The organism is Flavobacterium sp. FlaQc-28 (assembly GCF_044007415.1).
Taxonomy (GTDB): Bacteria; Bacteroidota; Bacteroidia; order Flavobacteriales; family Flavobacteriaceae; genus Flavobacterium.
On the sequence record NZ_JBIPCM010000001.1, the window covers coordinates 61,713 to 86,533 of the forward strand.

Annotated in this window: 28 protein-coding genes; 16 read left to right on the forward strand and 12 right to left on the reverse strand. The window is 32.6% G+C overall.

Annotation, left to right across the window (positions count from 1 at the left end):
- Nucleotides 1–118 precede the first annotated feature (118 nt).
- Nucleotides 119–1,273: a sensor histidine kinase gene (locus tag ACHRVL_RS00280; RefSeq protein ID WP_395409463.1), complete on the forward strand. Its 1,155-nt coding sequence runs from the start codon at nucleotides 119–121 to the stop codon at nucleotides 1,271–1,273.
- Nucleotides 1,274–1,336: 63 nt separating this feature from the next.
- Here the strand turns inward: ACHRVL_RS00280 and ACHRVL_RS00285 are convergent, their stop codons facing one another.
- Together ACHRVL_RS00285 and greA are read right to left on the reverse strand one after the other, a co-directional pair.
- On the reverse strand, nucleotides 1,337–1,726 hold the full coding sequence (locus tag ACHRVL_RS00285) for an HIT family protein (protein WP_395409465.1): 390 nt from the start codon (nucleotides 1,724–1,726) through the stop codon (nucleotides 1,337–1,339).
- Between the two features lie 68 nt (nucleotides 1,727–1,794).
- A complete protein-coding gene (gene greA, locus ACHRVL_RS00290; RefSeq protein ID WP_089052667.1) occupies nucleotides 1,795–2,271 on the reverse strand; it encodes a transcription elongation factor GreA in 477 nt (158 codons plus the stop codon).
- Nucleotides 2,272–2,426: 155 nt separating this feature from the next.
- Between greA and ACHRVL_RS00295 the strand changes: the two genes are divergently transcribed.
- Complete coding sequence (locus tag ACHRVL_RS00295; RefSeq protein ID WP_129023996.1) at nucleotides 2,427–2,840, forward strand: hypothetical protein; 414 nt, start codon at nucleotides 2,427–2,429, stop codon at nucleotides 2,838–2,840.
- A 55-nt stretch (nucleotides 2,841–2,895) separates the two neighbouring features.
- Here the strand turns inward: ACHRVL_RS00295 and ACHRVL_RS00300 are convergent, their stop codons facing one another.
- From ACHRVL_RS00300 to ACHRVL_RS00325, 6 genes are all read right to left on the reverse strand, one after another.
- Nucleotides 2,896–5,085: a TonB-dependent receptor gene (locus ACHRVL_RS00300; RefSeq protein WP_395409467.1), complete on the reverse strand. Its 2,190-nt coding sequence runs from the start codon at nucleotides 5,083–5,085 to the stop codon at nucleotides 2,896–2,898.
- Between the two features lie 232 nt (nucleotides 5,086–5,317).
- Complete coding sequence (locus ACHRVL_RS00305; RefSeq protein WP_395409469.1) at nucleotides 5,318–5,548, reverse strand: hypothetical protein; 231 nt, start codon at nucleotides 5,546–5,548, stop codon at nucleotides 5,318–5,320.
- Between the two features lie 3 nt (nucleotides 5,549–5,551).
- Nucleotides 5,552–5,953 (reverse strand): alternative ribosome rescue aminoacyl-tRNA hydrolase ArfB, encoded by a 402-nt coding sequence (gene arfB, locus ACHRVL_RS00310; RefSeq protein ID WP_395409470.1) that lies wholly within the window; start codon nucleotides 5,951–5,953, stop codon nucleotides 5,552–5,554.
- Nucleotides 5,953–8,067, reverse strand: coding sequence for a DUF4301 family protein (locus ACHRVL_RS00315; RefSeq protein ID WP_395409471.1), 2,115 nt, complete (start codon nucleotides 8,065–8,067; stop codon nucleotides 5,953–5,955). Before ACHRVL_RS00315 ends, arfB begins: the two co-directional genes overlap by 1 nt.
- A complete protein-coding gene (gene pnuC, locus ACHRVL_RS00320; protein WP_395409473.1) occupies nucleotides 8,028–8,651 on the reverse strand; it encodes a nicotinamide riboside transporter PnuC in 624 nt (207 codons plus the stop codon). Before pnuC ends, ACHRVL_RS00315 begins: the two co-directional genes overlap by 40 nt.
- 35 nt (nucleotides 8,652–8,686) lie before the next feature.
- A complete protein-coding gene (locus ACHRVL_RS00325; protein WP_395409474.1) occupies nucleotides 8,687–9,415 on the reverse strand; it encodes a geranylgeranylglyceryl/heptaprenylglyceryl phosphate synthase in 729 nt (242 codons plus the stop codon).
- Between the two features lie 86 nt (nucleotides 9,416–9,501).
- Between ACHRVL_RS00325 and ACHRVL_RS00330 the strand changes: the two genes are divergently transcribed.
- The 3 genes from ACHRVL_RS00330 (at nucleotide 9,502) to ACHRVL_RS00340 (ending at nucleotide 10,861) form a co-directional block, all read left to right on the forward strand.
- Nucleotides 9,502–10,098 carry a Crp/Fnr family transcriptional regulator gene (locus ACHRVL_RS00330; protein WP_395409475.1) on the forward strand — a complete coding sequence of 199 codons (597 nt, stop codon included), beginning with the start codon at nucleotides 9,502–9,504 and terminating at the stop codon, nucleotides 10,096–10,098.
- Nucleotides 10,099–10,178: 80 nt separating this feature from the next.
- Complete coding sequence (locus ACHRVL_RS00335) at nucleotides 10,179–10,463, forward strand: hypothetical protein (protein ID WP_089052658.1); 285 nt, start codon at nucleotides 10,179–10,181, stop codon at nucleotides 10,461–10,463.
- Nucleotides 10,460–10,861: a group III truncated hemoglobin gene (locus ACHRVL_RS00340; RefSeq protein ID WP_395409477.1), complete on the forward strand. Its 402-nt coding sequence runs from the start codon at nucleotides 10,460–10,462 to the stop codon at nucleotides 10,859–10,861. Before ACHRVL_RS00335 ends, ACHRVL_RS00340 begins: the two co-directional genes overlap by 4 nt.
- A 63-nt stretch (nucleotides 10,862–10,924) precedes the next feature.
- Here ACHRVL_RS00340 and ACHRVL_RS00345 read toward each other — a convergent pair whose 3' ends face one another.
- On the reverse strand, nucleotides 10,925–11,575 hold the full coding sequence (locus tag ACHRVL_RS00345; protein WP_395409479.1) for a 4'-phosphopantetheinyl transferase family protein: 651 nt from the start codon (nucleotides 11,573–11,575) through the stop codon (nucleotides 10,925–10,927).
- 301 nt (nucleotides 11,576–11,876) lie between these two features.
- Between ACHRVL_RS00345 and ahcY the strand changes: the two genes are divergently transcribed.
- The 10 genes from ahcY to ACHRVL_RS00395 all read left to right on the forward strand — a co-directional run bounded on the left by ahcY (nucleotide 11,877) and on the right by ACHRVL_RS00395 (nucleotide 20,869).
- Complete coding sequence (gene ahcY / locus ACHRVL_RS00350) at nucleotides 11,877–13,193, forward strand: adenosylhomocysteinase (protein WP_089052655.1); 1,317 nt, start codon at nucleotides 11,877–11,879, stop codon at nucleotides 13,191–13,193.
- A gap of 201 nt (nucleotides 13,194–13,394) precedes the next feature.
- On the forward strand, nucleotides 13,395–15,710 hold the full coding sequence (locus tag ACHRVL_RS00355) for a patatin-like phospholipase family protein (RefSeq protein WP_395409481.1): 2,316 nt from the start codon (nucleotides 13,395–13,397) through the stop codon (nucleotides 15,708–15,710).
- Between the two features lie 89 nt (nucleotides 15,711–15,799).
- Nucleotides 15,800–16,084: a hypothetical protein gene (locus tag ACHRVL_RS00360; RefSeq protein WP_089052653.1), complete on the forward strand. Its 285-nt coding sequence runs from the start codon at nucleotides 15,800–15,802 to the stop codon at nucleotides 16,082–16,084.
- A 9-nt stretch (nucleotides 16,085–16,093) separates the two neighbouring features.
- On the forward strand, nucleotides 16,094–17,173 hold the full coding sequence (locus ACHRVL_RS00365; RefSeq protein ID WP_395409482.1) for a hypothetical protein: 1,080 nt from the start codon (nucleotides 16,094–16,096) through the stop codon (nucleotides 17,171–17,173).
- 47 nt (nucleotides 17,174–17,220) lie between these two features.
- Nucleotides 17,221–17,553 carry a DMT family transporter gene (locus ACHRVL_RS00370; protein WP_395409484.1) on the forward strand — a complete coding sequence of 111 codons (333 nt, stop codon included), beginning with the start codon at nucleotides 17,221–17,223 and terminating at the stop codon, nucleotides 17,551–17,553.
- Between the two features lie 60 nt (nucleotides 17,554–17,613).
- Nucleotides 17,614–18,075, forward strand: a complete 462-nt coding sequence (locus ACHRVL_RS00375) for a GNAT family N-acetyltransferase (protein ID WP_395409486.1) — start codon at nucleotides 17,614–17,616, stop codon at nucleotides 18,073–18,075.
- A 142-nt stretch (nucleotides 18,076–18,217) separates the two neighbouring features.
- Complete coding sequence (locus ACHRVL_RS00380; protein WP_395409487.1) at nucleotides 18,218–19,060, forward strand: bifunctional helix-turn-helix domain-containing protein/methylated-DNA--[protein]-cysteine S-methyltransferase; 843 nt, start codon at nucleotides 18,218–18,220, stop codon at nucleotides 19,058–19,060.
- Between the two features lie 169 nt (nucleotides 19,061–19,229).
- Nucleotides 19,230–19,943 carry a 2OG-Fe(II) oxygenase gene (locus tag ACHRVL_RS00385; RefSeq protein WP_395409489.1) on the forward strand — a complete coding sequence of 238 codons (714 nt, stop codon included), beginning with the start codon at nucleotides 19,230–19,232 and terminating at the stop codon, nucleotides 19,941–19,943.
- Between the two features lie 85 nt (nucleotides 19,944–20,028).
- Nucleotides 20,029–20,274 carry an Ada metal-binding domain-containing protein gene (locus ACHRVL_RS00390; protein ID WP_395409491.1) on the forward strand — a complete coding sequence of 82 codons (246 nt, stop codon included), beginning with the start codon at nucleotides 20,029–20,031 and terminating at the stop codon, nucleotides 20,272–20,274.
- Entirely contained in the window at nucleotides 20,261–20,869 is a 609-nt protein-coding gene (locus ACHRVL_RS00395) for an alpha-ketoglutarate-dependent dioxygenase AlkB family protein (protein WP_395409492.1), read from the forward strand. Before ACHRVL_RS00390 ends, ACHRVL_RS00395 begins: the two co-directional genes overlap by 14 nt.
- 11 nt (nucleotides 20,870–20,880) lie before the next feature.
- Here the strand turns inward: ACHRVL_RS00395 and ACHRVL_RS00400 are convergent, their stop codons facing one another.
- Nucleotides 20,881–21,201, reverse strand: coding sequence for an MmcQ/YjbR family DNA-binding protein (locus ACHRVL_RS00400; RefSeq protein WP_395409493.1), 321 nt, complete (start codon nucleotides 21,199–21,201; stop codon nucleotides 20,881–20,883).
- A 32-nt stretch (nucleotides 21,202–21,233) separates the two neighbouring features.
- On the reverse strand, nucleotides 21,234–21,989 hold the full coding sequence (locus tag ACHRVL_RS00405; RefSeq protein WP_395409494.1) for an NrtR DNA-binding winged helix domain-containing protein: 756 nt from the start codon (nucleotides 21,987–21,989) through the stop codon (nucleotides 21,234–21,236).
- A gap of 280 nt (nucleotides 21,990–22,269) precedes the next feature.
- Between ACHRVL_RS00405 and ACHRVL_RS00410 the strand changes: the two genes are divergently transcribed.
- Nucleotides 22,270–22,539: a hypothetical protein gene (locus tag ACHRVL_RS00410; RefSeq protein WP_241687377.1), complete on the forward strand. Its 270-nt coding sequence runs from the start codon at nucleotides 22,270–22,272 to the stop codon at nucleotides 22,537–22,539.
- A 51-nt stretch (nucleotides 22,540–22,590) separates the two neighbouring features.
- On the opposite strand, the gene bglX is transcribed toward ACHRVL_RS00410, so the two are convergent.
- A complete protein-coding gene (gene bglX, locus ACHRVL_RS00415; protein ID WP_395409496.1) occupies nucleotides 22,591–24,819 on the reverse strand; it encodes a beta-glucosidase BglX in 2,229 nt (742 codons plus the stop codon).
- Nucleotides 24,820–24,821: the final 2 nt, after the last annotated feature.

Consider the following 24,821-nt stretch of genomic DNA (forward strand, 5'->3'; position numbering starts at 1 on the left):
TATATAAATCGTTTAACTTCGAGAAATAGTTTTGCAAGATAAAAACAAAAAATCTTTAAAGTTCTTCGAAATATAAAATGCGTTTATTTCGTTATATTTATACCTCAAAAATTAGTTTATGCGTTTTTCTGAAAGTAGAAATACAACCCGTTGGATCATTATTTTTATTTCCTTCTTAATCATTTCTTTGATTCTTTGGAATACTTATACTTTTTTCCAAATCTTTAAAAATGAGGAAAGATTAAAAATGAATCTTTGGGCTAATGCTCAAAAAACATTAATTAATGCAGATGAAAATACTGATCTTGATTTACCTCTTGAAATCATAAACAACAACACTTCTGTACCAGTAATGTTAGTAATGTATGACAAAGTTATAAGCTCAGTAAATGTTCCTGAACACGTAATTAATGATAGAAAAGAGTCTGTTAAGTTTTTAAATAATCTTAAAAACGAGAATGATCCTGTTATAATTGAATATGCTCCTGGTAAATTTCAACAGATCTACTATGGCAATTCGGCTTTGATCAATAAATTAAAATATTATCCTGTAGCTTTATTATTGATTATTTTTTTGTGCGGTGCTTTGATCTACAACTTTTACAAAAGCACAAAAATGACAACTCAGAATAAATTATGGGCAGGAATGGCCAAAGAAACAGCGCACCAAATTGGAACTCCATTATCATCATTAATTGGTTGGGTTGAAATTTTGAAAACGGAAGAAATCGATCAATCTATCACAGCTGAAATCGAAAAAGATGTTGAGCGTTTGCAAACCATAACAGATCGTTTTTCTAAAATTGGTTCTGTTCCTGTTTTAGAACCGAATGATATTGTGGCAGAAACTTTGAATACCTATGAATATTTACAATCTAGATTTTCTAAACAGGTTTCGTTTTCGTATCAGGCTCCTGAAAAGCAAGTTTTTGCTCTAATTAATCCCACACTGCACAGCTGGACTATTGAAAATTTAATTAAAAATGCGATTGATGCAATGAAAGGAAAGGGAAATCTAGATCTTCAGATTGAACTAGATTCTCATCAGGTAAAAATAAATGTAAAAGATTCTGGAAGCGGTATTTCTAAAAATCAATTCAAAACTATTTTTGAACCCGGTTTTACTACTAAAAAAAGAGGCTGGGGCTTGGGACTTTCTTTGACTAAACGAATTGTAGAAGAATATCACAATGGAAAAATCAAAGTACTGCATTCTGAAATTGGAAAAGGAACTACTTTTCAAATCAGTTATAAAACAACTAATCCGGTCTAAAAAATAGATATAAAAAAACACCAATTCAAATTCTGAATTGGTGTTTCTATTTTTTTGTATTCTTTAAAGATTAGATTGAATGTCTTTTGCCAAAGCCTCGAATTCTTCTTTTGAAAGTTTTACTTTATTATGAAAACGCATTTCATCCATTTCATTAAGCGGAATTAGATGTACATGGGCATGAGGAACTTCTAAACCTACAACTGCCATTCCTATTCTTTTACATGGAACAGTTTTTTCCAGCGCTGCCGCGATTCTTTTAGAAAACTTCATTAAGCCTAAATACAATTCGTCATCCATATCAAAAATTTTATCAATTTCTTGTTTTGGAATACAAAGTGTATGTCCTTTTGCATTAGGATTTACATCTAAAAAAGCCAAATAGTTATCGTCTTCAGCGATTTTATAAGCTGGAATTTCTCCGTTTACTATTTTAGTGAATATAGAACTCATTGTTTTATTCGGTTAATCGTTTAACTGTTTATTCATTTAACCGATTAAACGGTTAAACAATAGAAAATTTAGTCTCTTGAAATTTCAAGAATTTCAAATTTTAAAACACCGTTTGGTACTGTAATCTCAGCTACTTCGCCAACAGATTTTCCTAGTAAACCTTTTCCAATAGGAGAAGTTACCGAAATTTTTCCTGTTTTTAAATCAGCTTCACTTTCAGCAACAAGTGTATACTTCATCTCCATTCCGTTGCTTTGGTTTTTAATTTTCACATTAGAAAGTACCAAAGCTTTCGAAACATCAAGTTGAGATTCGTCAATTAATCTTGCATTAGCATATACTTCTTCAAGTTTAGCAATTCTCATTTCTAATAAACCTTGTGCTTCTTTTGCAGCATCATACTCAGCATTTTCAGATAAGTCACCTTTATCTCTTGCTTCTGCTATATCTTGAGATGCTTTTGGACGCATTACACTTTTTAAATGCTCCAATTCATCTTTTAATTTTTTTAATCCTTCTGCGGTATAATAAGATACTTTACTCATAACTTCATCGTTTATATAAATAGAAAAAATCCCATCGGGACGGGATTTTGTATTACAAATATACTATTATTTTTTGTAGTACATAATTATATGTTAATCATATAAAAATCAAATCTAAATAATTTATTTTTGTTTCACTAATTCTTATTAAAATAATGAAAAAAATCTTTCTAATAATCGCCTTCGTTTCTATCCTTTTCTCTTGCAGTGACAGCGAGCGCAGCAATAAAAATCCATATATCCCTAATTACGCTGTAAATTTATCTGTAGATATGAACCTGCCGGCTTATTCCAATCTGAAATTTGTGAGCAACGGTGTAATAATTCCTAATTATGGAGCAAAAGGAATTATTATTTTTAATGCTGGAGGCACCTATAATGCTTTTGATGCCGCTTGTCCTAATCAGGATTTAAACTCATGCGTTGCCATGACAATTAACGGTATTAATGCCGTTTGTTCTTGCGATAAAACGGAGTACAGTTTATTTACTGGACTTGGCGGTAAAGATTATCCATTAAAACAATATCGTGTTGAAGTGAGCGGAACTGTAATTCGCGTTTATAACTAACATAAAAAAAGCCTGAAAGTTTAAATTTTCAGGCTTTTTTATGTTTGAGAATATTTTAGAATTTTAATGTTAATCCTGCTAGGAAATTGATTCCTGCCTGCGGATAATAGTATGGATAAATATCCCACATAGCTCCGTTTGAAACATATTTTTTATCTAGAATATTGTTTACTAAACCAGTAATCATGATTGATTTAAAAACAGATTTTGGCTTAATCTCGTAAGATACATTCAAATCGTTTACAAAATAATCAGCCAGTTTTGCCGATGGTAATTCGATGTTGTTCATATATTGTTCGCCAACATATTTTTGCAGCAGCGAAACGTATAAATTCTCAATTGGCTTATAAATTATAATATTCCCTGCAATAACTTCTGGAGAATAAGCAATATCAGTTGTTCCGTAATACTGTCCATCAACAGCTAAATCAACATTTTTATTACTGCTTAAAGTGAAATTAGGTCTCAAAATAAATTTTTCTGAAAGTGCAATTGTCGCATCAAACTCAAAACCTAAACGATAGCTTTTTTCAGTATTAGCACGAATAGGCGCACCAACATCATCCAATCTTCCGGTTAAAATCAACTGATCTCTGTAACCCATATAATAGAAATTAGAATTCAGTTGAATTTTTTCTGAATTAAACCTCCATCCCAACTCAAAATCATTTAATTTTTCAGGTTTTACATTTCCGCCTTCATAATCTGTTCTATTAGGCTCACGATTTGCACGTGCATAAGAAAAGTAAAGATTGTTTTTTGAATTGATCTCGAAATTTAAACCTGCTTTTGGATTAAAAAAGTTAAACTTATCATTTACCAAACCAGTTTGGGCGCTATTGGCTTTATAGTGTACATTTCGGTATTGTAAATCTCCATAAAAACTTAATTTTTCAGTAAACTGATAGTTTGCTTTTGCAAAAATATTCCCATCAGTTTTTGTCGAGAAATCATCATAATAATGATCGCCTAATTCAGACTGAGCTGAATTTCTTGCCCAAATTACTTTTCCGTAATGATCGCCTTCGTATTTATTCCAGCCTCCGCCAATAATAACATCCAGTTTTTCTTCTTTGTATTTTACAGAAAAAGTTGTTCCGTAAAAGTCATTATCTAACCATTTCTGACGAATCAAATCAGTTCCTGGAACTAATTCTCCTAAATCATTTTCAACTTGTTTTGTAGGCTGAATTGGCCCATATCCTTCAATCGGTTCGTCATATTTGTAGTTTTCATAATACCCTAATCCCTTTGTGTAATGAAATGCCAGATTAGTGCTCCACTTATCAGACCATGATTCGCTCCAATGCAATTGGTAATGATCTTGATTATAATTATCTGTTTCATTATCGTAAAAACGAACATTTCCTTGTTCATCTTTATATTTTCCTGCCGAATTATAAGTGCGGTTTGAATTTAAAGTTTCAGCATCGATTCCGTTCCATGATTGATACGTTTTTTCAGTTCCTCCAAAAACCAAAGCTTTAATCAAAGTTGTTTTTCCAACGTAAGTTCCTTGTAAAAAATATGATTTTAGATCTGATTTGGCGCGATCTACATAACCATCAGATTTCAATGTAGATAAACGACCTGCCAACTCAAAATGATCGTTTAACAAACCTGTGCTAAATTTTACTGTATTTTTATTTGAATTGAAACTTCCGTAAGAACTTGAAATTTCACCATTTGCTTTCGAAGCGTAATTATCTGTAAGCATATTTAAGCTGGCTCCAAACGCAGAAGATCCGTTTGTAGAAGTTCCAACACCTCGCTGCAACTGTAAACTCTCTAGAGAAGATGCAAAATCAGGCATATTTACCCAAAAAGTTCCTTGGCTTTCGGCATCATTATAAGGGATTCCGTTTATAGTAACGTTTACTCTTGTAGCATCGCTTCCTCTAACTCTAATTCCTGTATACCCCATTCCGTTTCCAGCATCAGAAGTTGTAACGACAGAAGGCAGATAGTTCATCAAAACAGGAATATCCTGTCCTAGATTTCGATATTTAATTTCTTTTTTATCCATGTTACTGAATGTAACCGGCGTTTTTGAAGTAACACGAACTGCAGAAACTAGCACATCATCAAGTTTAGTAACTTTTGTTGAATCCTGTTCTTGCGCAGTAGAAACCAGTGTAAAGAAGAAAGAAAAAAGAAGAAAGAAAATGGATTTGGTTCTGCTCAGTTTTTGAACCTTAGAACCTTTGCAACTTAGTACCTTAGTACCTAAAAAAAATGTTTTCATTCGTAAAGAATTACGAATAAAAGGGGGAATTATTCTTTTGTTAAATTAATAAATGTTTCACGACAAAATAAAGTGTGCACGCTTGATAGTGTCGTTTTTTCCCTTAGCAACATTACTCGCTCAGGTTCTTTGGGTATGATCTCAGCTCGTTATTTAGAGCACCCCTTTGAGACAGTGCAAATGTAGTGTTAAAAAACAAATTCCAAAAAATTAAATTCCAAATTCCAAAAACTCATTTTTTTCTCTTTGAATAAATACTCAAACAACCACCGATGACTGCAAAAAAACCATAAAGAGCATTTAAATATCCATTACGCACGCCCAACATTCGTTTTGAATTATAACCTATCGAGCCATTAAATCCTTCATCGATTCCAAACTTAAAGAGCGCAAGCCCAAAGATTATTACTAAAACTTCCCAATAATAACTTTTTGATCGTTTATCTTTATCTGGGTTCTTCATTTTTTAAAACTCTGGTCTCTTTCTATTCTTCTTTATTTCAGAAACACTCTTTTTGTCCTTAATCCTTTTTTTAATCACTGATTTTGGAATTTTGGTTGCTTTTCGAACTTTAGGAACAAACAAACCTTTCTTTATAATTTCTAAAAAACGTTTTATAACAATCTCTTTGTTTTTAATCTGACTGCGATCTTCGTCACAATTTAAAATCAATACATTTTCAACTGTTAAGCGAGATGATAAATTATCTTTCAGAAGCGCTTTTTCTTCATCTGACAAAACCTGAGAAGCTTCTAGATCAAAAGTCAAAACTACTTTTGATGAAACCTTATTTACGTTTTGTCCGCCTGCACCACTGCTTCTAACGGCCTTAAAGCTTAATTCTGATATAATTTTTTCGTTATCCATTATTGTGGCTGATGTGTCGCTTTTAATAAATCGTTTACGGTTTTCACAGGATTAAAGGTTATTAATGGAACTGCAACAAAAATGGTGAGCCAATGCGCCATTGAACCATTCCATAATCCTGGCAATTCATAATTTTTTACTGCTTTGCCTTCTACACTTTTCTCTACAATGAAACCTGCATTTTGATCTATATACTGACCAAGATTAAACTTTTGTCCTTTAAAATTCTTAATTCCGCAAACCAAATCAACAGGATTAAAATGGGTTGCAGCTTCTAAAATTTCAAGTTGTTTTTTATTCTGCAGATCAATTTGAGAGGCTTCTACAATTTGAAGCGAAACTTCTCCTTTATCATTCATTACCCAAAATGGGCCTCCGCCCGGTTCTCCTTCGTTTCGAACCATTCCGCAAACTCGGATTGGTCGATCTAAGATTTCTCTTATTTTGGTAATTTTATGTTCAAAAGTAAATTTGTAAAAATCTTTACTTACCTGAATATTTAACTTCTCTGCTAAAAATTCAATAATTGCAGCAAAATCACTTTCATTTAATTCGTTATTTTCAATTGCTCTTAAATAACCAAATACTTTTTCTTGAATTTCAATCAAAATACCACCCAAGGTCTTTTTATAGAGCGTAATTTCATCAATATGATTTTGAATGACATTATCTATATTCTTAATAAAAATAATATCTGCATCGAGATTATTTAGATTTTCAATTAATGCTCCATGTCCTCCGGGCCTAAAAATCAGCTTTTCATTTTGATTTCTCACAATTTTGTTCTTTACATCAACTGTAATAGAATCTGTGCTTTTATTTTGATAGGAGTATCCAATGTTGATTTTTGTTCCTGATGATTTTTCTATTTTCTCTTTAACGGCATCAACAGCTTCTTCAAATAAACTTTGATGAATCTCTGAGACGGTAAAATGCAAATTCGAGCTGTTATTTGTTGTTGCATAATGAACACATTCATTCAAATGCTCTTCAATTGGATTTGCAAGATGGGTTTTGTACAAATGAAAAGGTAAAACCGCTTTTGGTTTATTTGCTGAATTAAAGTAATCTGGAGACAATAATAACTTTATGAAATAATAATTTTTATAATCTCTTTCTAAAGCATCAAAATCTGGATAAACTTCTTTTAGCTTTTTATAAACTATTTCAAAAAAAGGAAATTTCTCCATTCCTACTATAAAAATAGCAAGCTCTTTATCCTTTTTTCTATTGATATAGGCATTTATCGTTTCCTTTTGAATATCGAAATCATTTAGAAAAGCGATTAAAAACTTAAACATTCTAGTCGCCGCACCAGAAGCAGGAACGAACTTTTTAATTTTTAAATTTCCTCGCTGAGCATCAAAATAAACAGCCTTTTCTTTAAATTCTATATCAGACAAACTTAAAATTCCGTTATTGATAGTCGCTGGATTTATTAAGCTGCTTTTTGTAATTCCGTTTTTAAAAATTCCCAACTGTTTTAGCACATTTTCAAAAGGAATACCATGTTCGTATATCTGAACAAAATCAGCAGAACTAAAACCATGTTTTTTAGCTATTGCCAAGTTATCTACAATTTCTACAGCCTTTGCCAAGCGGCTTTCTTTGTTACCGGAAAGTGTTATAAAGGGCTTTTTAGTATTTATCAGGGTTTCTTTAAAAACAGAGAATACTGTTTCCCTGCCTTCTGGCGTATCTCTAATATCATCCTTTTCCCAAGGAACATCAATGTCTGTGAGAAAAAACAAATCGTATTCATGTTCAAGTGCGGCCTCATTTAAAAGCGGATCGCAAACATTATAATACATTTCAGAGAAAACTTTGGTAACCATTAAATTGGTATCGCAAAACAAGTATTTTTTTGCGTTTGAAAGTTTTTGATTTTCTAGAGCGGTCTGCCCGTAAGCAATTGGCATCATATCTGCCTCAACACAAATATTCTGATTTTCTTCCCATTTTTCTTGCAGGTAATCGCGTGCAAATTCCGGAACCCATTCCGTTTCGTAATACTCTGCAAGTTGTGTTGCCAATGTGGTTTTACCTGTACTTTCAGGGCCAAATAAAGCAATTTTTATGATAGCTGTTTTTTGCTGTCTAAGATTTTTCTCCATTCTAAATAAGCTGAAATAGCTAAAATTGTAAAAATTAAATATTGAAGTGACAGCATTCCAAGTCCGCGATAAGCGTACAGAGGTACTACAATAATATCACCAATAATCCAAAGTGTCCAGTTTTCGATTTTTTTTCTGGCCATGTACCACATCCCTGCAAAAAATATTCCAGAAGATATCATATCGACATAATTGTCATTTCTAATTTCGTAATCGAAATATTTATAAATCCCGAAAACTACAAAAACAGTTACTAAAAACAATACTACTCCAATTATTTTTTCATTAAGATTTGTTCTGGTAATTGGCAGATTATCCTCGACTGCTCCTCCTCTTCCCCAAACATACCATCCGTAGATACTCATAATCGAGAAATATCCGTTTATAATCATATCACCAATATAACCGGCAACATATAAAAGATACACCGAAATAACTGTGGCGATTAAACCTGTTGGATAAACCAAGATGTTTTCTTTTTTTGCAAACCAAACGCTTAAAATTCCAAACACAAAAACCAAAAACTCTAAGGCAATATGCCAAAGCGGTGCATTTTTATAACTCTCAAGAAAAAAATCTATCATTTGTGCGGTATTTTATAAACTGTAAAAAGTTTTATTTAGGATTCAAAAAAAAGGCTGTCGTTTTCAAAAGCGGTTCCTATAACTACCAAATCGGCACCAGCTTCGTAAACCTTTTTAATGGAATGCAAATCTACAATTCCTCCTCCAACAATTACTGGAATTTCAATATTTTGAGCAATTAACTGTATCATTTCTAGTGGAACTGAATTTTTTGCTCCGCTTCCCGCTTCTAAATAAATTAATTTATTGCCTAACATTTCACCTGCTTGAGCGGTTGCTAGTGCCAGATCTAAATTCTCGCGACTAAGTGGTTCCGTTTTGCTAACACGCGCAACGGCAGTTTCGTTACCACTTTCAATCAAAATATATCCTGTAGAAATAACTTCAAGATTTGCTTTTTTAAGAATTGGAGCTGCTTGAACCTGATATTCTATTAAATAATCAGGATTACGTCCAGACAATAATGATAAAAACAAAATAGCATCGGCTTGCAGAGAAATCTGTGAAGGGTCTCCTGGAAACAAAACAACCGGCAGATTTGTCTTTAATTTTAACTCTTGTATTAAATCTTCTAGAACATTACTCTGAACAATACTTCCTCCAACAAAAATATGAGTTGCTGGAGATTCATTTATTTTAAGCAATAAATGATGTAAATTTTCCCATACAATTTTATCAGGATCTAGAAGTATGGCCAATAACTTTTGTCCATTTTTCTTAGCCTCTAAAATCTGGCGATGAATACTGAGTAATTTTTGCTCCATAATGGCTGTAAAAGTAAAAAGTTTTTAATGCCGAAGAACTATTTTGAATGAATTATCTTTGTAAAAACAGCTTTAAATCAATTTTTATGATTGCTCTCGAATTATTAGAAAAATATGATGCGATAAGAAAGACTATCGATAAGAATGAAATTCTTTTTGAAGAAGGAAATCTGCCAACACATTATTATCAAATTATTTCAGGCGAAATTAAAATGAGTAATTATAATGATGATGGAAGAGAGTTTATTCAGGGTATATTTTATAAAGATCAGTCTTTTGGAGAACCTCCTTTATTTTTAAATCAAAAATACCCAGCAAATGCTATTGCTGTAGAAAACACTGAAATTTTTCTTCTGCCTAAAGTTACTTTTATGAAACTGTTGCAGGAAAACCCTTCTGTGAGCATTACAATAATTGAGAATCTTGCCCAGCGCTTGTATTACAAATCTATAATGGCAGCAGAAATATCAACTCACGAACCCGAGCATCGAGTTTTAAAATTAATAGATCACGGAATTGCTTATTTTAATTTTAAAAAAGATGCAAACGGGCATCTCATTAGTTTTACAAGACAACAAATTGGAGATTTAACTGGTCTGCGTGTTGAAACCGTTATTAGAGCAATAAAAGCACTTGAAAAAAAGGGACAACTAAAAATAATAAACCGAAAAGTATATCGATAAAATAGATTTTGTTTTATGATTTAAGTCATAAATAACAGCGTCAAAGTGCCTGTACCTTTGTTATTCTAAAACTTAATATCATGACACTTTATCAAACAACATTCGAAAATTTTGACAAAAATTATATTGGTTCTGCAACAATGGCTGTAATTGGTCAAAGCTGTTTAGGAGCCGCTGCTGCAATGTTTATTCTTGCCAATGGAACTTCTATTCCGCAAATGATACAACTGGCTGTTATTGTTTTAGTTTGTATCTTTGTAAACACTTCAATTTTAGCTCAAATGAAGCATAAAGTGGTTTTTAATTTACTTCTTGCAAGTGCTTTCTTTAGTGTTTTATTTATTATTTTGAATAGTCTTACATGAGTAAAAAACAAATAGAAAATAGAGCCGATGTTTCTTTTCTAGTCCATCGATTCTATGAAAAAATAAGAGCCGATGAAGAAATTGGCTTTTATTTTAATGAAATGATTAAAGATTGGGATTCACACCTAGAAAAACTGACTGATTTTTGGGAAATGAATTTGTTTGGCGTGAAGAAATACAATGGTAATCCTATTGCTGTTCATAATGAAGTTGATGCTCATTTTAACGAGCAGATTACTTCTAATGAATTTGGAATCTGGCTTAATCATTGGTTTCAAACTTTAGATGAATATTTTGAAGGTGAAAATGTCGAAATACTAAAAAGACGTGCCAGAAAAATGAGTACTTTTTTATACATGAGCATGTTTGAACATCGAAAAAAAGATGATAATGCTTAATTATTTTCTTTCAATAAATTTAAATATTGTAAAGTTGGAATTTAGGATTTTTACATAGGTATTTTATTTTTCAAAAGCATAAACCAGTGTAAAATTACCCTCAAAATTATCTGATTTTATTTCTTCATAATGTACATTAAAATCTTTCACTAAATCATCAAAATGAAGACTGGCGTTGGTTTTAGCTTTATTTAAAGAAAAATCATCAACCCTAATATGATCTTTAAAACTAATGCCTTTCTCGTTTCTGATTTTAAAAATGGCTTCTTTGGCACCCCAGATAACAGTAAGTTTCTTTACGTAATCTTCTAAAACATTTGGATTTAAATAGTCAAATTCAGTATCGACAAATTTATCTGCAATGCGAAGTATTTTTTCGCGTTGTAATTCCATATCGATTCCTACGGTTTCATGGCTGACAATTATTGCCGCAAAATGATAGGAATGTGTTATCGAAATATGATTATGACAATCAAAATAAGGTTTTCCAAATTCGTCATAATGCAAATCATGATCTGTAAATCCTATTTCCTGAATCAGCATACGAACGCTCAAAAAAGCCCGCTGATGCAGTTGTGATTTCATTCCGTCAAGTCTGCGCTGTGTCTTTTCTTTTAAGGTAACCTTACTATATAATTCATCGAACGATTCGGTTATTTCCCAAATTAAAATTTTTGTGGTTTCATTAAATTGTATGGTTTGAAATAAAGGCATTACTTTTTAATTATGGATTATGAATTTTAAGTTATGAATTATTTTCCTGATTTAAAAACTGAATTGTAATTTAATGTCAGATCTTTTAGCCCTGATGGAAACGTCATCCTTTTGTGGTCTCGTTTTTTTTACGAGACCACAAAAGATATAGTGGACAGCAGGATTAGCTTCTAAAAACCTTTATTAACTAACATTCTAAAGATTAAGAAATTAAAGATTTCACAAATCTGACAGAAAGTAGTAAAAATAAAAAGCTATTATGTAAATTTGCAAAAATTTTACAATTACAAATATACTATAAATGAGTACAACGACTACGCCTTATGTGGCTTTCAAAGTAAAAGACATTTCTCTGGCTGCTTGGGGAAGAAAAGAAATTGAACTAGCTGAAGCTGAAATGCCAGGTTTAATGGCTCTTCGCGCTGAATATAAAGACGAACAACCTCTTAAAGGTGCTCGTATTGCTGGATGTTTACACATGACGATTCAAACTGCAGTTTTAATTGAAACTTTAATTGCTCTTGGTGCAGAGGTTACTTGGTCTTCTTGTAACATTTTCTCTACTCAAGATCAAGCTGCTGCTGCTATTGCTGCTGCTGGAATTCAAGTTTACGCTTGGAAAGGTCTTGACGAAGAATCATTTGACTGGTGTATTGAGCAAACTTTATTCTTTGGTGAAGACAGAAAACCATTGAACATGATTCTTGATGACGGTGGAGATTTGACGAACATGGTTATTGATCGTTTCCCTGAATTGGTTCCTGGAATTAAAGGTCTTTCTGAAGAAACTACAACTGGTGTTCACAGACTTTATGAAAGAGTAAAAGCTGGAACTTTGCCAATGCCTGCAATCAACATTAATGACTCTGTTACTAAATCTAAATTTGATAACAAATACGGTTGTAAAGAATCTGCTGTAGATGCTGTACGTCGTGCAACTGACTTAATGTTAGCTGGAAAAAGAGTTATCGTTTGTGGATACGGTGATGTTGGAAAAGGAACTGCTGCTTCTTTTAGAGGTGCTGGTTCTATTGTAACTGTTACTGAAATTGACCCAATTTGTGCTTTACAAGCTGCAATGGACGGTTATGAAGTTAAAAAATTAAACACTGTAATTGCTAATGCTGATATCATCATTACAACTACAGGAAACAAAGATATCGTTCTTGGAGAGCACTTCGAGCAAATGAAAGACAAAACTGTTGTTTGTAACATTGGTCACTTCGATAACGAAATTGATATGGCTTGGTTGAACAAAAACCACGGTGCATCTAAAATCGAAATCAAACCTCAGGTTGACAAATACAACATCGCAGGAAAAGACATCATCATTCTTGCTGAAGGTCGTTTAGTAAACCTTGGTTGTGCTACAGGTCACCCAAGTTTTGTAATGAGTAACTCATTTACAAACCAAACGTTGGCACAAATCGAATTATGGAACAACAGTGCAGCTTACAAAAATGAAGTTTACATGTTACCAAAACATTTAGATGAAAAAGTTGCTGCTTTACACTTAGCTAAATTAGGCGTTGAACTAGAAGTTTTACGTGACGATCAAGCTGCTTATATTGGTGTTCCAGTTGAAGGTCCATTCAAACCAGAGTACTACAGATACTAAATCAATTTTAGATTTCTTAAAATAAATTGAATATTAAAACCCTTGCAGAAATGTAAGGGTTTTTTATTTTTAATGCTTTTCAGAATAAGTAAATTGCCTGTTTAAACATTTTAATCAAAAAATTCTACTTTTTAGAAATAAGTCCTTAATTTTAAAAATAAAAATAAGCCCTTATTTCTCAAATACATAAACATTGTAATCTTGAAAAAAACATCTTATTTATTCGCTTTCTTGTTTTTACTCGGTCTCCCGCAAATTATTCTTTCGCAGGAAAAGAAACCCAAAGTCGTTTTAGTACTAAGCGGCGGCGCAAAAGGAATTGCTCATATTCCGCTTTTACAAAAACTAGATTCTTTACACATTGTTCCAGACCTTATTGTTGGAAATAGTATGGGAAGTATCATTGGCGGTTTATACGCAATGGGATATTCTGGTGACAGTATAGAAAAGTTAACCAAAAACATTAATTGGGATAAATTACTTGGCGGTGGTCAGTCATTAAAATCTGTCAGCGTAGAGGAAAAAAGAGAATTTCAAAGGTATTTAGTTGGAATCGGGGTTAAAAACAAAAAACTAAACAGCATTGGCTCTTTATTAAATGATCAAAATCTAAGAGAATATCTTTCTGAATTAACTTACCCGGTATATAACATTAGAAACTTTGACAGCCTTTCGATTCCGTTTAGAGCTATGGCTACAGATTTGTCTGAAGGAAAAGAGGTTATTTTGAGCAAAGGCAGCTTAGCTTATGCAATGAGAGCCAGTATGTCGCTCCCTGCTATTTTCAAACCTATGTCGTACGAAAAAACAGTATTAGTTGATGGTGGTGTTCTAAATAATTTCCCTACAGATGTTGCTCAACAAATGGGGGCTGACATTATTATTGGCAGTGATGTTGGAGGCGGATTGGAACCAATAGACAAACTGAACAATGTTATAACCATATTAACGCAAACCAGTATGTTCCCTAGTAATATTAAGAATCCAGCAAATAGAAAACTCTGCGATATTTTAGTAGATCACATGCCCAACCTTCGTTTTTCGACTGCAGATTTTGCCGATAGTGCGGAAATCTATAAAGATGGTAAAATTGCAACAAATGAAAATCTTCCTGCTTTAATAGCCTTATCCGAAAAATTAAAAGGGTATCAACAACGTATTCACGAATTACCACAAATGCCCTCAGAAATTATTCTTGATACCATTATTTACAAAAAAATAAGCAAGGAAAATCTTGCTCTGGTATTAGGAAGAATGAATCTCAAAACACATGTAAAATATACCACAAAAGACTTAATAGCAGGTATTAACAGAGCAATGGGCACTAATCTTTTTGACGAGATTACATATAACTATTTCATCAAAGATGAAAACAAACTTGGTGTTACAATCTTTGGTCATGAACGTGCCAAAAATCAACTAAACACATCTGTACATTATGACACTTACCGTGGCGTTGGAATCATTTTTAATTACACCGCCAGAAATGTTCTCGCCAGAGCGTCTCGCCTTCTTATAACTGCAGATATAGCGGAACAGCCAAAAGTCAGAATTAATTATCAGAAAAATTTTGGAAAAAACCGAGATTGGTGGTGGTCATCTGAACTTTACGGAGCCTTATTAAGGCAAGAGATTTATTTTAACGGTAAAGCTTCAGATAATGTACTTTATAATTCTGTTGAATTTAACAATGAAATCAATAGAAATATAAATTCATTAAAAAGTTATTTTGGCTACGGTTTACACTATCAATACGCTAATTTAAAACCAAAATACGACAGAGAATACAATCCTAACTCAATCGACATCAGGAATTACTCATTAAACAACATAGAACTAAACATGCATTATTCCTACAATGACATGGATAAAGTTTTCTTTGCTGAAAACGGAACAATTTTAAAAGCAAATATAACCCGATCATTGTTTACAGATGTCTATACCTCTCTTAACGATCCAGATCAAACACACATATCTGGTTCGACCAATGGTTATACAAAATTTGGTTTCAGTTTTGAAAAAAGAGCCCTTTTAAGAAAAAAAATTACGGGAATCATTGGGTTTGATTCTTATTTTATTTTTGAGGATAAACTTAGTAACGATCAAATCTCGTTTTCGGATTTTGGTTATGCAGCAAAATATTTCGTAGGAGGAATTATCCCAAGTTCTGGCAGTAATCGTTTTTCATTTCCAGGCCTGCATGAAGACGAACTCAATGTTTCTCAATATATGGGCTTAAAAATTGCTTCTCAAATAAATCTTATGGGAAAAATCTATCTGACGCCCCATTTTAATATCGCAACTGTTGGGTTTGAATCTTTTGATAAATACATAAGTAAGGCATTTAGTCCAAAAGGAAAATGGGATGATGGCTTTGACCCAAGTCTTGTATTATCTGGAGGAGCTTCTATTTCTTATCAATCGATTTTAGGTCCTATTCATTTTGATACTTCTTGGATAAATAATATAGACAAGGTAAGATTATTTTTTAGTGTTGGATTCTCATTCAACCCTTAATAAAACTCTATAACTAAAAATAGAATTTTCTTTTTTATGCTTAAATTTGAAACCTTACAACTTGCAAAAAGGTAAAATTTTATAAAATAATGATCGAAAATGTTTTATGTGAACTACATGGCTCAAAAGAAATGTCTTTTGGCTGTATTCATATTGCAATGGCAATAGATTCAGACGAAAAAACAGGCTTTTTCTACTCAGAAGCCGAAGAAGATCTTCCACAGATTGCTTGGTGCGGAGAATGTGAACAATATCTTCTGGATAATGGTGAAGAATGGACTGATGTTTTTCAAGCTAAAGCTGATTTTAAAATGTTATGCAGCGATTGCTTTGATGAAGCAAAAAACAAGGAATCAGAAATTCATTTACGATAAATAAATCTTATGAAAAAGAGTATTCTTTTTTCTGCTTTCTTCTTTTTAAACGTAACAGTATTTGCTCAAAGCAATGATATCTGGATCTCATTTCCAGATAAAGATTCGACTCACATTGGATTTAAAGACAAAAACGGCATCATCAAAATTGAGCCAAAATTTATGGGATTTACAATCGCTCATAAATTCGAGAATATTATAGCCGTTACGGAAGGAAATAATCAAAAATGGGAAAGCTATTATCTAACCAAGACAGGCAAAATCGTTGGTCGTGATAGTTTATATATTTTTGACAATGGTCCAGATTGTGAAAATGAAGGTTTTATAAGATTTACAGATCGTAAAACGGATAAAATGGGAATGTTTAATGGCGAAGGTAAAATCATAATTCCTGCAGTATACAGTAATTTAACTAAAGTTAGAAATGGAATTTTTATAGGATTAAAAGATGCTGAAAAAGTAAGAGATGGAGAACACTTTTTCTGGGCTGGAGGAAACGAGTTTCTAATCGACATCAATAACAATGTTTTAATTGAAGATTTCGCATACAATGATAATCTTAATTTTTATTCTCTAGAAAAATCGACAGTACCGAGTAAAGATCCAGTAAGAGAATGTTTTCTAGGAGTTGACGGTCATTATTATTCGTTTATAAACTTTGAAAAAGAGTTTAAAGAATGGCTGACAAACACTTTGCTCAAAGATTTATCTAAAGCTAATATCTTAAAACAATCTTTTGACAAAATTACTTATTGGAAAGAACCAATGGGCTGGATAAGTAACCCCAAAAACAAGTTCATAAATAATAATTACAATTTTTTAAAACTTAAACTTCAAGAATTAAATACTGCAAAAACAGATTATTTCATTTCTGCCGACGGTTTGAATCCTTATATTTTTGAATCTGCCGAATACGAAATGTATTTCAATAATTGTAATGAATCTAAAGACTGGATCTATCCAATTATGGATATTGTCATCAATTCAAAAAACAAAACAGATTTTGGACAGGATCATTTTGAGTTTTTAAGAACTGAAAAGGGCTACAAATTAATAAGTGTTTCTACAAAAAAAGATAAACTTAAATAATTACTTCCTGCTTTGTACAAAACGTAACTTTGTAAAAAAACTTAATTATGAAGAATTTTTTATTTTTATTTATCGCTATTGTCTTCGAAATTATTGCCACGACTGCATTAAAAAAATCGGAACAGTTTACTCAACTTGTTCCAAGCATTATTACAATCGTAGGATACTTTGCTGCATTTTACTTTTTAAGTTTTGCCATAAGAACTATTCCGGTCGGTTTTGCATACGCTATTTGGTCAGGAGTCGGCATTGTTTTAATTACAACTATTGGAGCTATTTTCTTTAAAGAAATCCCTGATTTACCTGCCATAATTGGATTGAGCTTAATTATAATTGGAGTTGTTGTAATTAATGTTTTTTCTAAAACTACAGCGCATTAAATCATTTTTCATTATTATAACACTATAATAAATGAAATATCACAATAAATCAACAAATTAATGATTTTCAAAAAAGGCACACTTTCAGACTTAGGCGAAATGCAGCAATTGTATATAGAAACCATACAATCTGTTTGTAAGAATGATTATAATACTGCACAAATCAAAGCTTGGATTTCTGGCGTAGAAAATAAAGAACGCTGGCTTGAAGTTATCGAAACGCAATTTGTTTTATTAATACTTATTGAAAATCAAATCGCCGGTTTTGGAACTTTAAAAGATGGAAATTATATTGACTTCTTTTACATTCATAAAAATTTTCAAAGGCAAGGAATAGCTGACAAACTTTTGACTGAATTAGAGCTAGAAGCAAAAAAACAACATTCCAAAATTATAACTTCAGATATTAGCATTACAGCAAAACCATTTTTTGAGAAGAAAGGATTTATTGCAAAAGCCGAACAAAAAAACATTCGCCACAATGAAATACTTATCAATTACAAAATGGAAAAAGAACTATAATTTTTTGTTTCAAGTTTCAGGTCTCAAGTTATATTGGAACGTGAAACCTAAAACTTGAAACAAACAAAAACCTATTTCCGCAAGATTCGGATTTTATACCAGCAGAAACCAATCGATATTTGCCTTATAAAATTGAATGAAAATGAACACACAGGAAACCATTAATTATAATCGCATCGCAGAAGCGATCGATTATATCAAAGTCCATTTTAAAGAGCAGCCTAATCTTGATGAAGTTGCCGAAAAAGTGCATTTAAGTCCGTTTCACTTTCAGAAACTTTTCAGCGATTGGGCAGGAACAAGTCCGAAGAAATTCTTGCAGTATACTAGTTTAGAACATGCCAAAAAACTGCTTAAAGAAAATCAGGCAACCATTTCTGAAACAGCTTACGAAACAGGATTTTCCGGAACAAGCCGTCTTCATGATTTATTTGTAAATATCGAAGGAATGACTCCTGCCGAATATAAAAACGGCGGAAAAAATCTTGAAATAAATTACAGTTTTGCCGAAAGTCCATTTGGAAATATTATTGTAGCTTCTACTTCAAAAGGTGTTTGTTTTATGGCTTTCGCCGAAGATGAAACCAATGGCGTAAATGCCTTAAAAGATAAATTCCCAAATGCTTCTTTCTGTAGAAAACTAGATTTAGTGCAGCAAAATGCATTGTTTATATTTCAAAATGACTGGAGCAAATTATCTGAAATAAAACTGCATCTAAAAGGAACCGATTTTCAATTGAAAGTTTGGGAAACGCTGCTAAAAATCCCAATGGGGCAGCTTTCAACTTATGGCACTATTGCACATCAAATTGAGAAGCCAAATGCTTCAAGAGCTGTTGGAACTGCAATTGGCAGTAATCCAGTTGCGTTTTTAATTCCATGCCATCGCGTAATTCAATCTTCTGGAATCTTTGGCGGTTATATGTGGGGAAATACTAGAAAAACAGCCATAATTGGCTGGGAAGGCGCGCAGATAAATCTATAATCCAAATTTACACAAAACATATCCGTAGAGACGCAAAGTAGTGCGTCTAAGGTATTGTTTGTTCGCCGCGAATTACACGAATACTCACGAATTAATTTTTATCAATCAAAATAAAAATTGGTGCAATTCGTGTAATTCGCGGCAAAAAAAATTCAATCTAAAAATCATTATGCAAAACATACAATCAAAAATTGCTTCTCAAAACTGGGAAAGCATCACCGAATCTATACATGAAAATGGATTCGCAATCCTTCCAAAAGTGCTTAATAACGAACAATGTGAAGATTTAAAATTCGATTATGACAATCCTGCTTTATACCGAAAAACGGTTGTAATGGAACGCTATCGATTTGGTCTGGGTGAATACAAATATTTCAATTATCCTCTTCCAGATTTAATTCAAAACATTCGATCAGCAATCTATCCCAAATTAGCCCCAATCGCAAATGCATGGATGAAAGTTCTAAATATCAATACGATCTTCCCTGATAAACATGAAGAACTATTAAAACTGTGTCACGATAATAATCAATTAAAAGCAACGGTTCTGATTTTAAAATACGGTAAAAGCGGTTTTAATACGCTCCATCAGGATTTATACGGGGATGTTTACTTTCCAATTCAAATTGTCCTTTTCCTGTCTGAACCTGATGAAGATTTTACCGGCGGCGAATTTGTTCTTACACAGCAAACGCCAAGAGCACAATCTAAGGCTATTGTTTTGAAACCCAAAAAGGGAGATATTTTGGTTTTTACAACCAATTTCAGACCTGTAAAAGGTTCAAAAGGGTATTATCGGGTTAATATGAAACATGGAGTAAGCGAAGTTCATTCGGGAGAAAGATATACGCTGGGAGTTATTTTTCATGATGCGTTAAATTAAGTGACAAAGAGACAAAGGTTCAAAGGCACAAAGATTGAGAACCTTTGTCTCTTTGTTACTTTGAACCTCTGCAACTAAAAAAGAAATGATTCAACATTCTAAAATTTCAGATTCAGACCTTCGAAATAAAATTAAAAAAGGCGAAATTTGTTTCGGTGGCAACCAAAAATTAAAAATCTACGGAACGCTTAAATGTAGTTCAGGAAAAAGAATGAAACGAGAAAATCGGGTTTTCTTTTCTTCTGAAAATGAAGCAAGGCAAAATAATTTCAGACCTTGCGGGCATTGCATGAAAACAGAATATCAAAAATGGAAAAATGGACTTATTTAATCCTCAAATAGACGAAACAACAAATCTGCTTCCGAAAGATGGAACGGTGAATTATTATGGAAAATTATTTTCGAGAACAGATGCAGACTTTTACCGTGATATTCTGTTAAATACAATCGAATGGAAAAATGATGAAGCAATTATCTTTGGGAAATTAATTTTGACTAAAAGAAAAGTCGCATGGTACGGCGAAAAAGAATTTGAATACACCTACTCCAACACGACAAAAAAAGCATTGCCTTGGACACCTGAATTGTTGGAATTAAAGAAAATCATCGAAGAAAAAACAGGAGAAACTTTCAATTCCTGCTTACTCAATTTATATCATTCCGGCGATGAAGGAATGGCATGGCACAGTGATGCCGAAAAAGACTTGAAAAAAAACGGTGCTATTGGTTCTTTAAGTTTTGGTGCGGAACGAAAGTTTGCATTCAAACATAAAGAGACTAAAGAAGTTGTTGCTATGATTTTAGAACACGGAAGTTTATTGGTTATGAAAAATGAAACGCAAACACATTGGCTTCATCGACTTCCTCCAACAAAAACTACTCAGAAGCCAAGGGTAAATTTAACTTTTAGAACTATTGTCAGGTAAGTTATAAAACTCTACTTCTTTTTAGAAGCGACACTTTGGTAGGAAAGTAATAAAGCATCCGCAAACATTTCTGGCCTTACTTTTGAAAGTTCAACAATTGTCCAACCTTGTTTGCCCCATTTATTCGGAATTGGATAAAAAATCATGTCACTTGAAGCGCAAAATACAGATTGATCGATTTCATTGAATTTTAAAACGGCATGGTTTTTCTTTTCATCATAAGTGGCGAAAATTTTCTTCTTGACACGAAAAGATGTTTTCTCAAAATGTGGTTCTTCGGCCGCATTTTCAAATGATAAAGCTAATTTTCGAAATGTTTCAATTGATACCATAATTGCAAATTATTTATCAGACTTAACAAATTTTACCAACCTTGATTCAATCCATTTTTCAAGACCTCATTGTATTTTTCTTTATCGAAAGAATATAAGTTTGGTGCTTTGTGGGCAACATTACTTTTCTTTTCATCAAGTTTCACCAGAATTCCAATATTAGTTATTTTTCTAAGAAAATTTCTGCGATCTAGTTTTTTATCTAAAATCGTTTCGTATAATTTTTGCAATTCAGGAATTGTGAATTTCTCTGGTAATAAATTATATCCTATGGGCATTAAATTCAGCTCTATTCTTAAGGTATCGAGAGCTTTGTCTAAAATTTCCCGATGATCTAAAATAAGATCCGGAACTTCTTTATGATCTATCCATTCTACAACTTCATTTCTGTTAATAGGATTAGGAAGTATTTTTAGAAAATCTACTAAGGCATAATAACCAATTGTTACAAAACGCTGCGTAAGCCATTTTCCTTGTTCGGGATCAATATCTAAATGTTTTAAAATTTCATTCCCAAAATGATTATCATTTCGCTTCGTTTTTCCAAATGTGGCAAACTGTCTTAAAAAAACACCTTCAACTCCTGTTCTTTCATTTAAAATAGTAACCGCTGCCGTATCAATATCCTGATCAATTGGAATAAATCCGCCGGGTAAAGACCATTTTTCGTTATGCGGAATTTTAATCAGCAGCACTTTCAATTGGTTATCATGAAAACCAAAAATCACACTATCAATTGACAATCCCGGCTGGTAATTTTTATTATTTTCTAAAATTGATTTCAGCATTGATTTTATAATTAATATGACATTTGGTTTCAATTGTGTACGCAATTTACTTCATTTTTCACAAATCGCATTTATCCATTTTTAAAATCAGAAAAAAAACAAAAGTGTATAAATCACAATTTTTGTTAAAATTAAAAATAAAATCAAAAAAACAAGTACATTGCGTCATAATAACACATTTGATAGTTGACTGTAAAAAAACAATCAAAAAAAGAAAGAAAAAGAACACTTTTACACCACTTATAGTTCTTTATTCTGCAAAAACAAAATTTAGAAGAAAATGATGGAGAATATGACCACTAATCCGTTAAAAAAAATCAATTCAAAAATTAGAGATAAAATCTGGAGTTCTTTTGGTTTTGTTTCTAAAACGTATCTTTTGGAAGCTTCTTTAAAATACAGCGAAGAGCAGGAAAGAATTTTTAATGAGATGATCGTTGAAACTGAGGCTAAAGATAAAAAAGCAAAACGTGAAGCTTTTGACAAAGCATTGTATGCTTCATACAAAGGAATTGGCGCTATGGATTTTATAAATACGGTTCTAAAATAATTTAAATCCTTTTATAAAATCCATAACGCCAATTCTAATTGACATTCTATATTACTGCACTAATTCAAAATCTGATTTTAGTTTAATATCTGCTGATGAAGCACCAATCATTACTTCAAAATCTCCAGGTTCAGCAGTCCATTCTAATTTATCATTGTAAAAAGAAAGCTTTTCTTTGTCGATTGTAAATTCGATTGTTTTTGATTCTCCTGCATTTAATTTCACTTTTTGAAAATCTCTTAATTCTAAAACTGGGCGAACAACTGATCCAAATTTATCTTTTAAATACAATTGTACTACTTCATCTCCAGCTGCTTTTCCAACATTTGATAATTGAAATGAAACTTTAATTGTTTCATTGTTTTTCATTTTTGTTGAAGAAAGTTTCAATCCAGAATAATCAAATTTAGTATAACTCAATCCATGTCCAAAAGCGAATTTAGGTGAATTCTTTAAATCGATATATGCTGAAACATAATTGTTTTGATTTTCGTCTTTGGCTGGTCTTCCTGTACTAAAATGGTTGTAATAAATAGGAATCTGCCCTACTTCTCTAGGAAATGTCATTGGTAATTTTCCTGACGGGTTGTAATCTCCAAATAACACGTTTGCAATTGCATTTCCTGCTTCGGTACCTAACCACCAAGTATAAACAATCGCTGGAACGTTGTCTGCTGTCCAATTAAAAACAAGAGGTCTTCCTGCATTTATTAAAACTACAACTGGTTTTCCTGTTGCCTGAATCGCTTTTACAAGATCTTCCTGAACTCCTGGCAAATGAATATCGCTTCGGCTTTTTGCCTCGCCGCTCATATCACGTTTTTCGCCAATACTTAAAATAACAACATCGGCTTGTTTTGCAGTTGCAACGGCTTCTGCAAAACCATCTTTGTTTTCGCCTTCAACTTCGCAGCCTTTTGCATCAAGTAATTTAGTATTCTTACCTACTTTATTCTGTAAACCATCCCATTGCGAAACAATCCATTTATTGTAATCAACATTAGGCAATTCTACAGACCAAAAACCCATATTTTCTTTATACTCTTTTACCATCGGCCCAATAAAAGCGATTGTTTTTAGGTTTTTAGAAAGTGGTAATGTTTGATTTTCGTTCTTTAATAAAACGATACTTTTTTGAGCAACTTCAAGTGCCGCTTTTCTATTTTCTGGATTATTTAAAGCTTTCTCTGCTCTTTTTTCGTCAGAATATCTATAAGGATCATCAAATAAGCCTAATTCAAATTTCTTGCGAAGAATACGTTTTACGGCATCATCAATTAAGTCTATTGAAACTTTGCCTTCTTTGACCAATTGTGCTAAATTGTTTTTGTAAGCAACGCTTTCCATATCCATATCACTTCCGGCAGTAATTGCTGAAAGTGCTGCTGCTTTAAGATCTTTTGAGTAGCCATGTGCCACCATTTCTCCAATAGAACCCCAATCTGAAACTACAAAACCTTGAAAGTTCCATTTTCCTTTTAAAATGTCACGCTGTAAATGAATATTTCCTGTAGCAGGAATTCCGTTTAAATCATTAAATGAATTCATAAATGTTGCGGCACCAGCATCTAACGCGGCTTTAAAAGGAGGCAGATAAGTCTCCCATAACATTCTTTCGCTCATGTCAACGGAGTTGTAATCTCTTCCGCCAACTGCGGCACCATAAGCGGCAAAGTGTTTTACGCAGGCCATAACAGAGTTTAAATCTCCTAATTTATTTCCTTGAAAACCTTTTACTCTTGCATAAGCAATTTTAGAGGCTAGATAAGTATCTTCTCCCGCACCTTCCATAACACGTCCCCAACGCGGGTCACGCCCAATATCAACCATTGGTGCAAATGTCCAGTGAATTCCGCTTGCGGCTGCTTCTGTAGCCGCTACTCTTGCTGCCAGCTCTATTGCTTCTAAATCCCAACTTGCAGCTTCTGCTAATGGTAATGGGAATGTTGTTTTATAACCATGAATTACGTCCTGCCCAAACAACATTGGTATTTTTAAACGGGACTGCATTGCTAATTTTTGATAGTTTCGAGTAGATTCTACCCCTGTTACATTCAACATTGAGCCTACTAAACCGTTCTTAATTTCTTCTTGTTTATTTGGGTTAACGGTTATCGGCCCCGTTATTGAGTTGTCGTTACTATATTGATTTAACTGACCTATTTTTTCTTCAATAGTCATTTTTTTCAATAAGGTATTTACTTTCTGATCGATTGTTTCTTGCTGGGCGGTTGCGAAAAATGTAACCATCAGTAAGAGGAATGTTGTTGTTGTTTTCATGT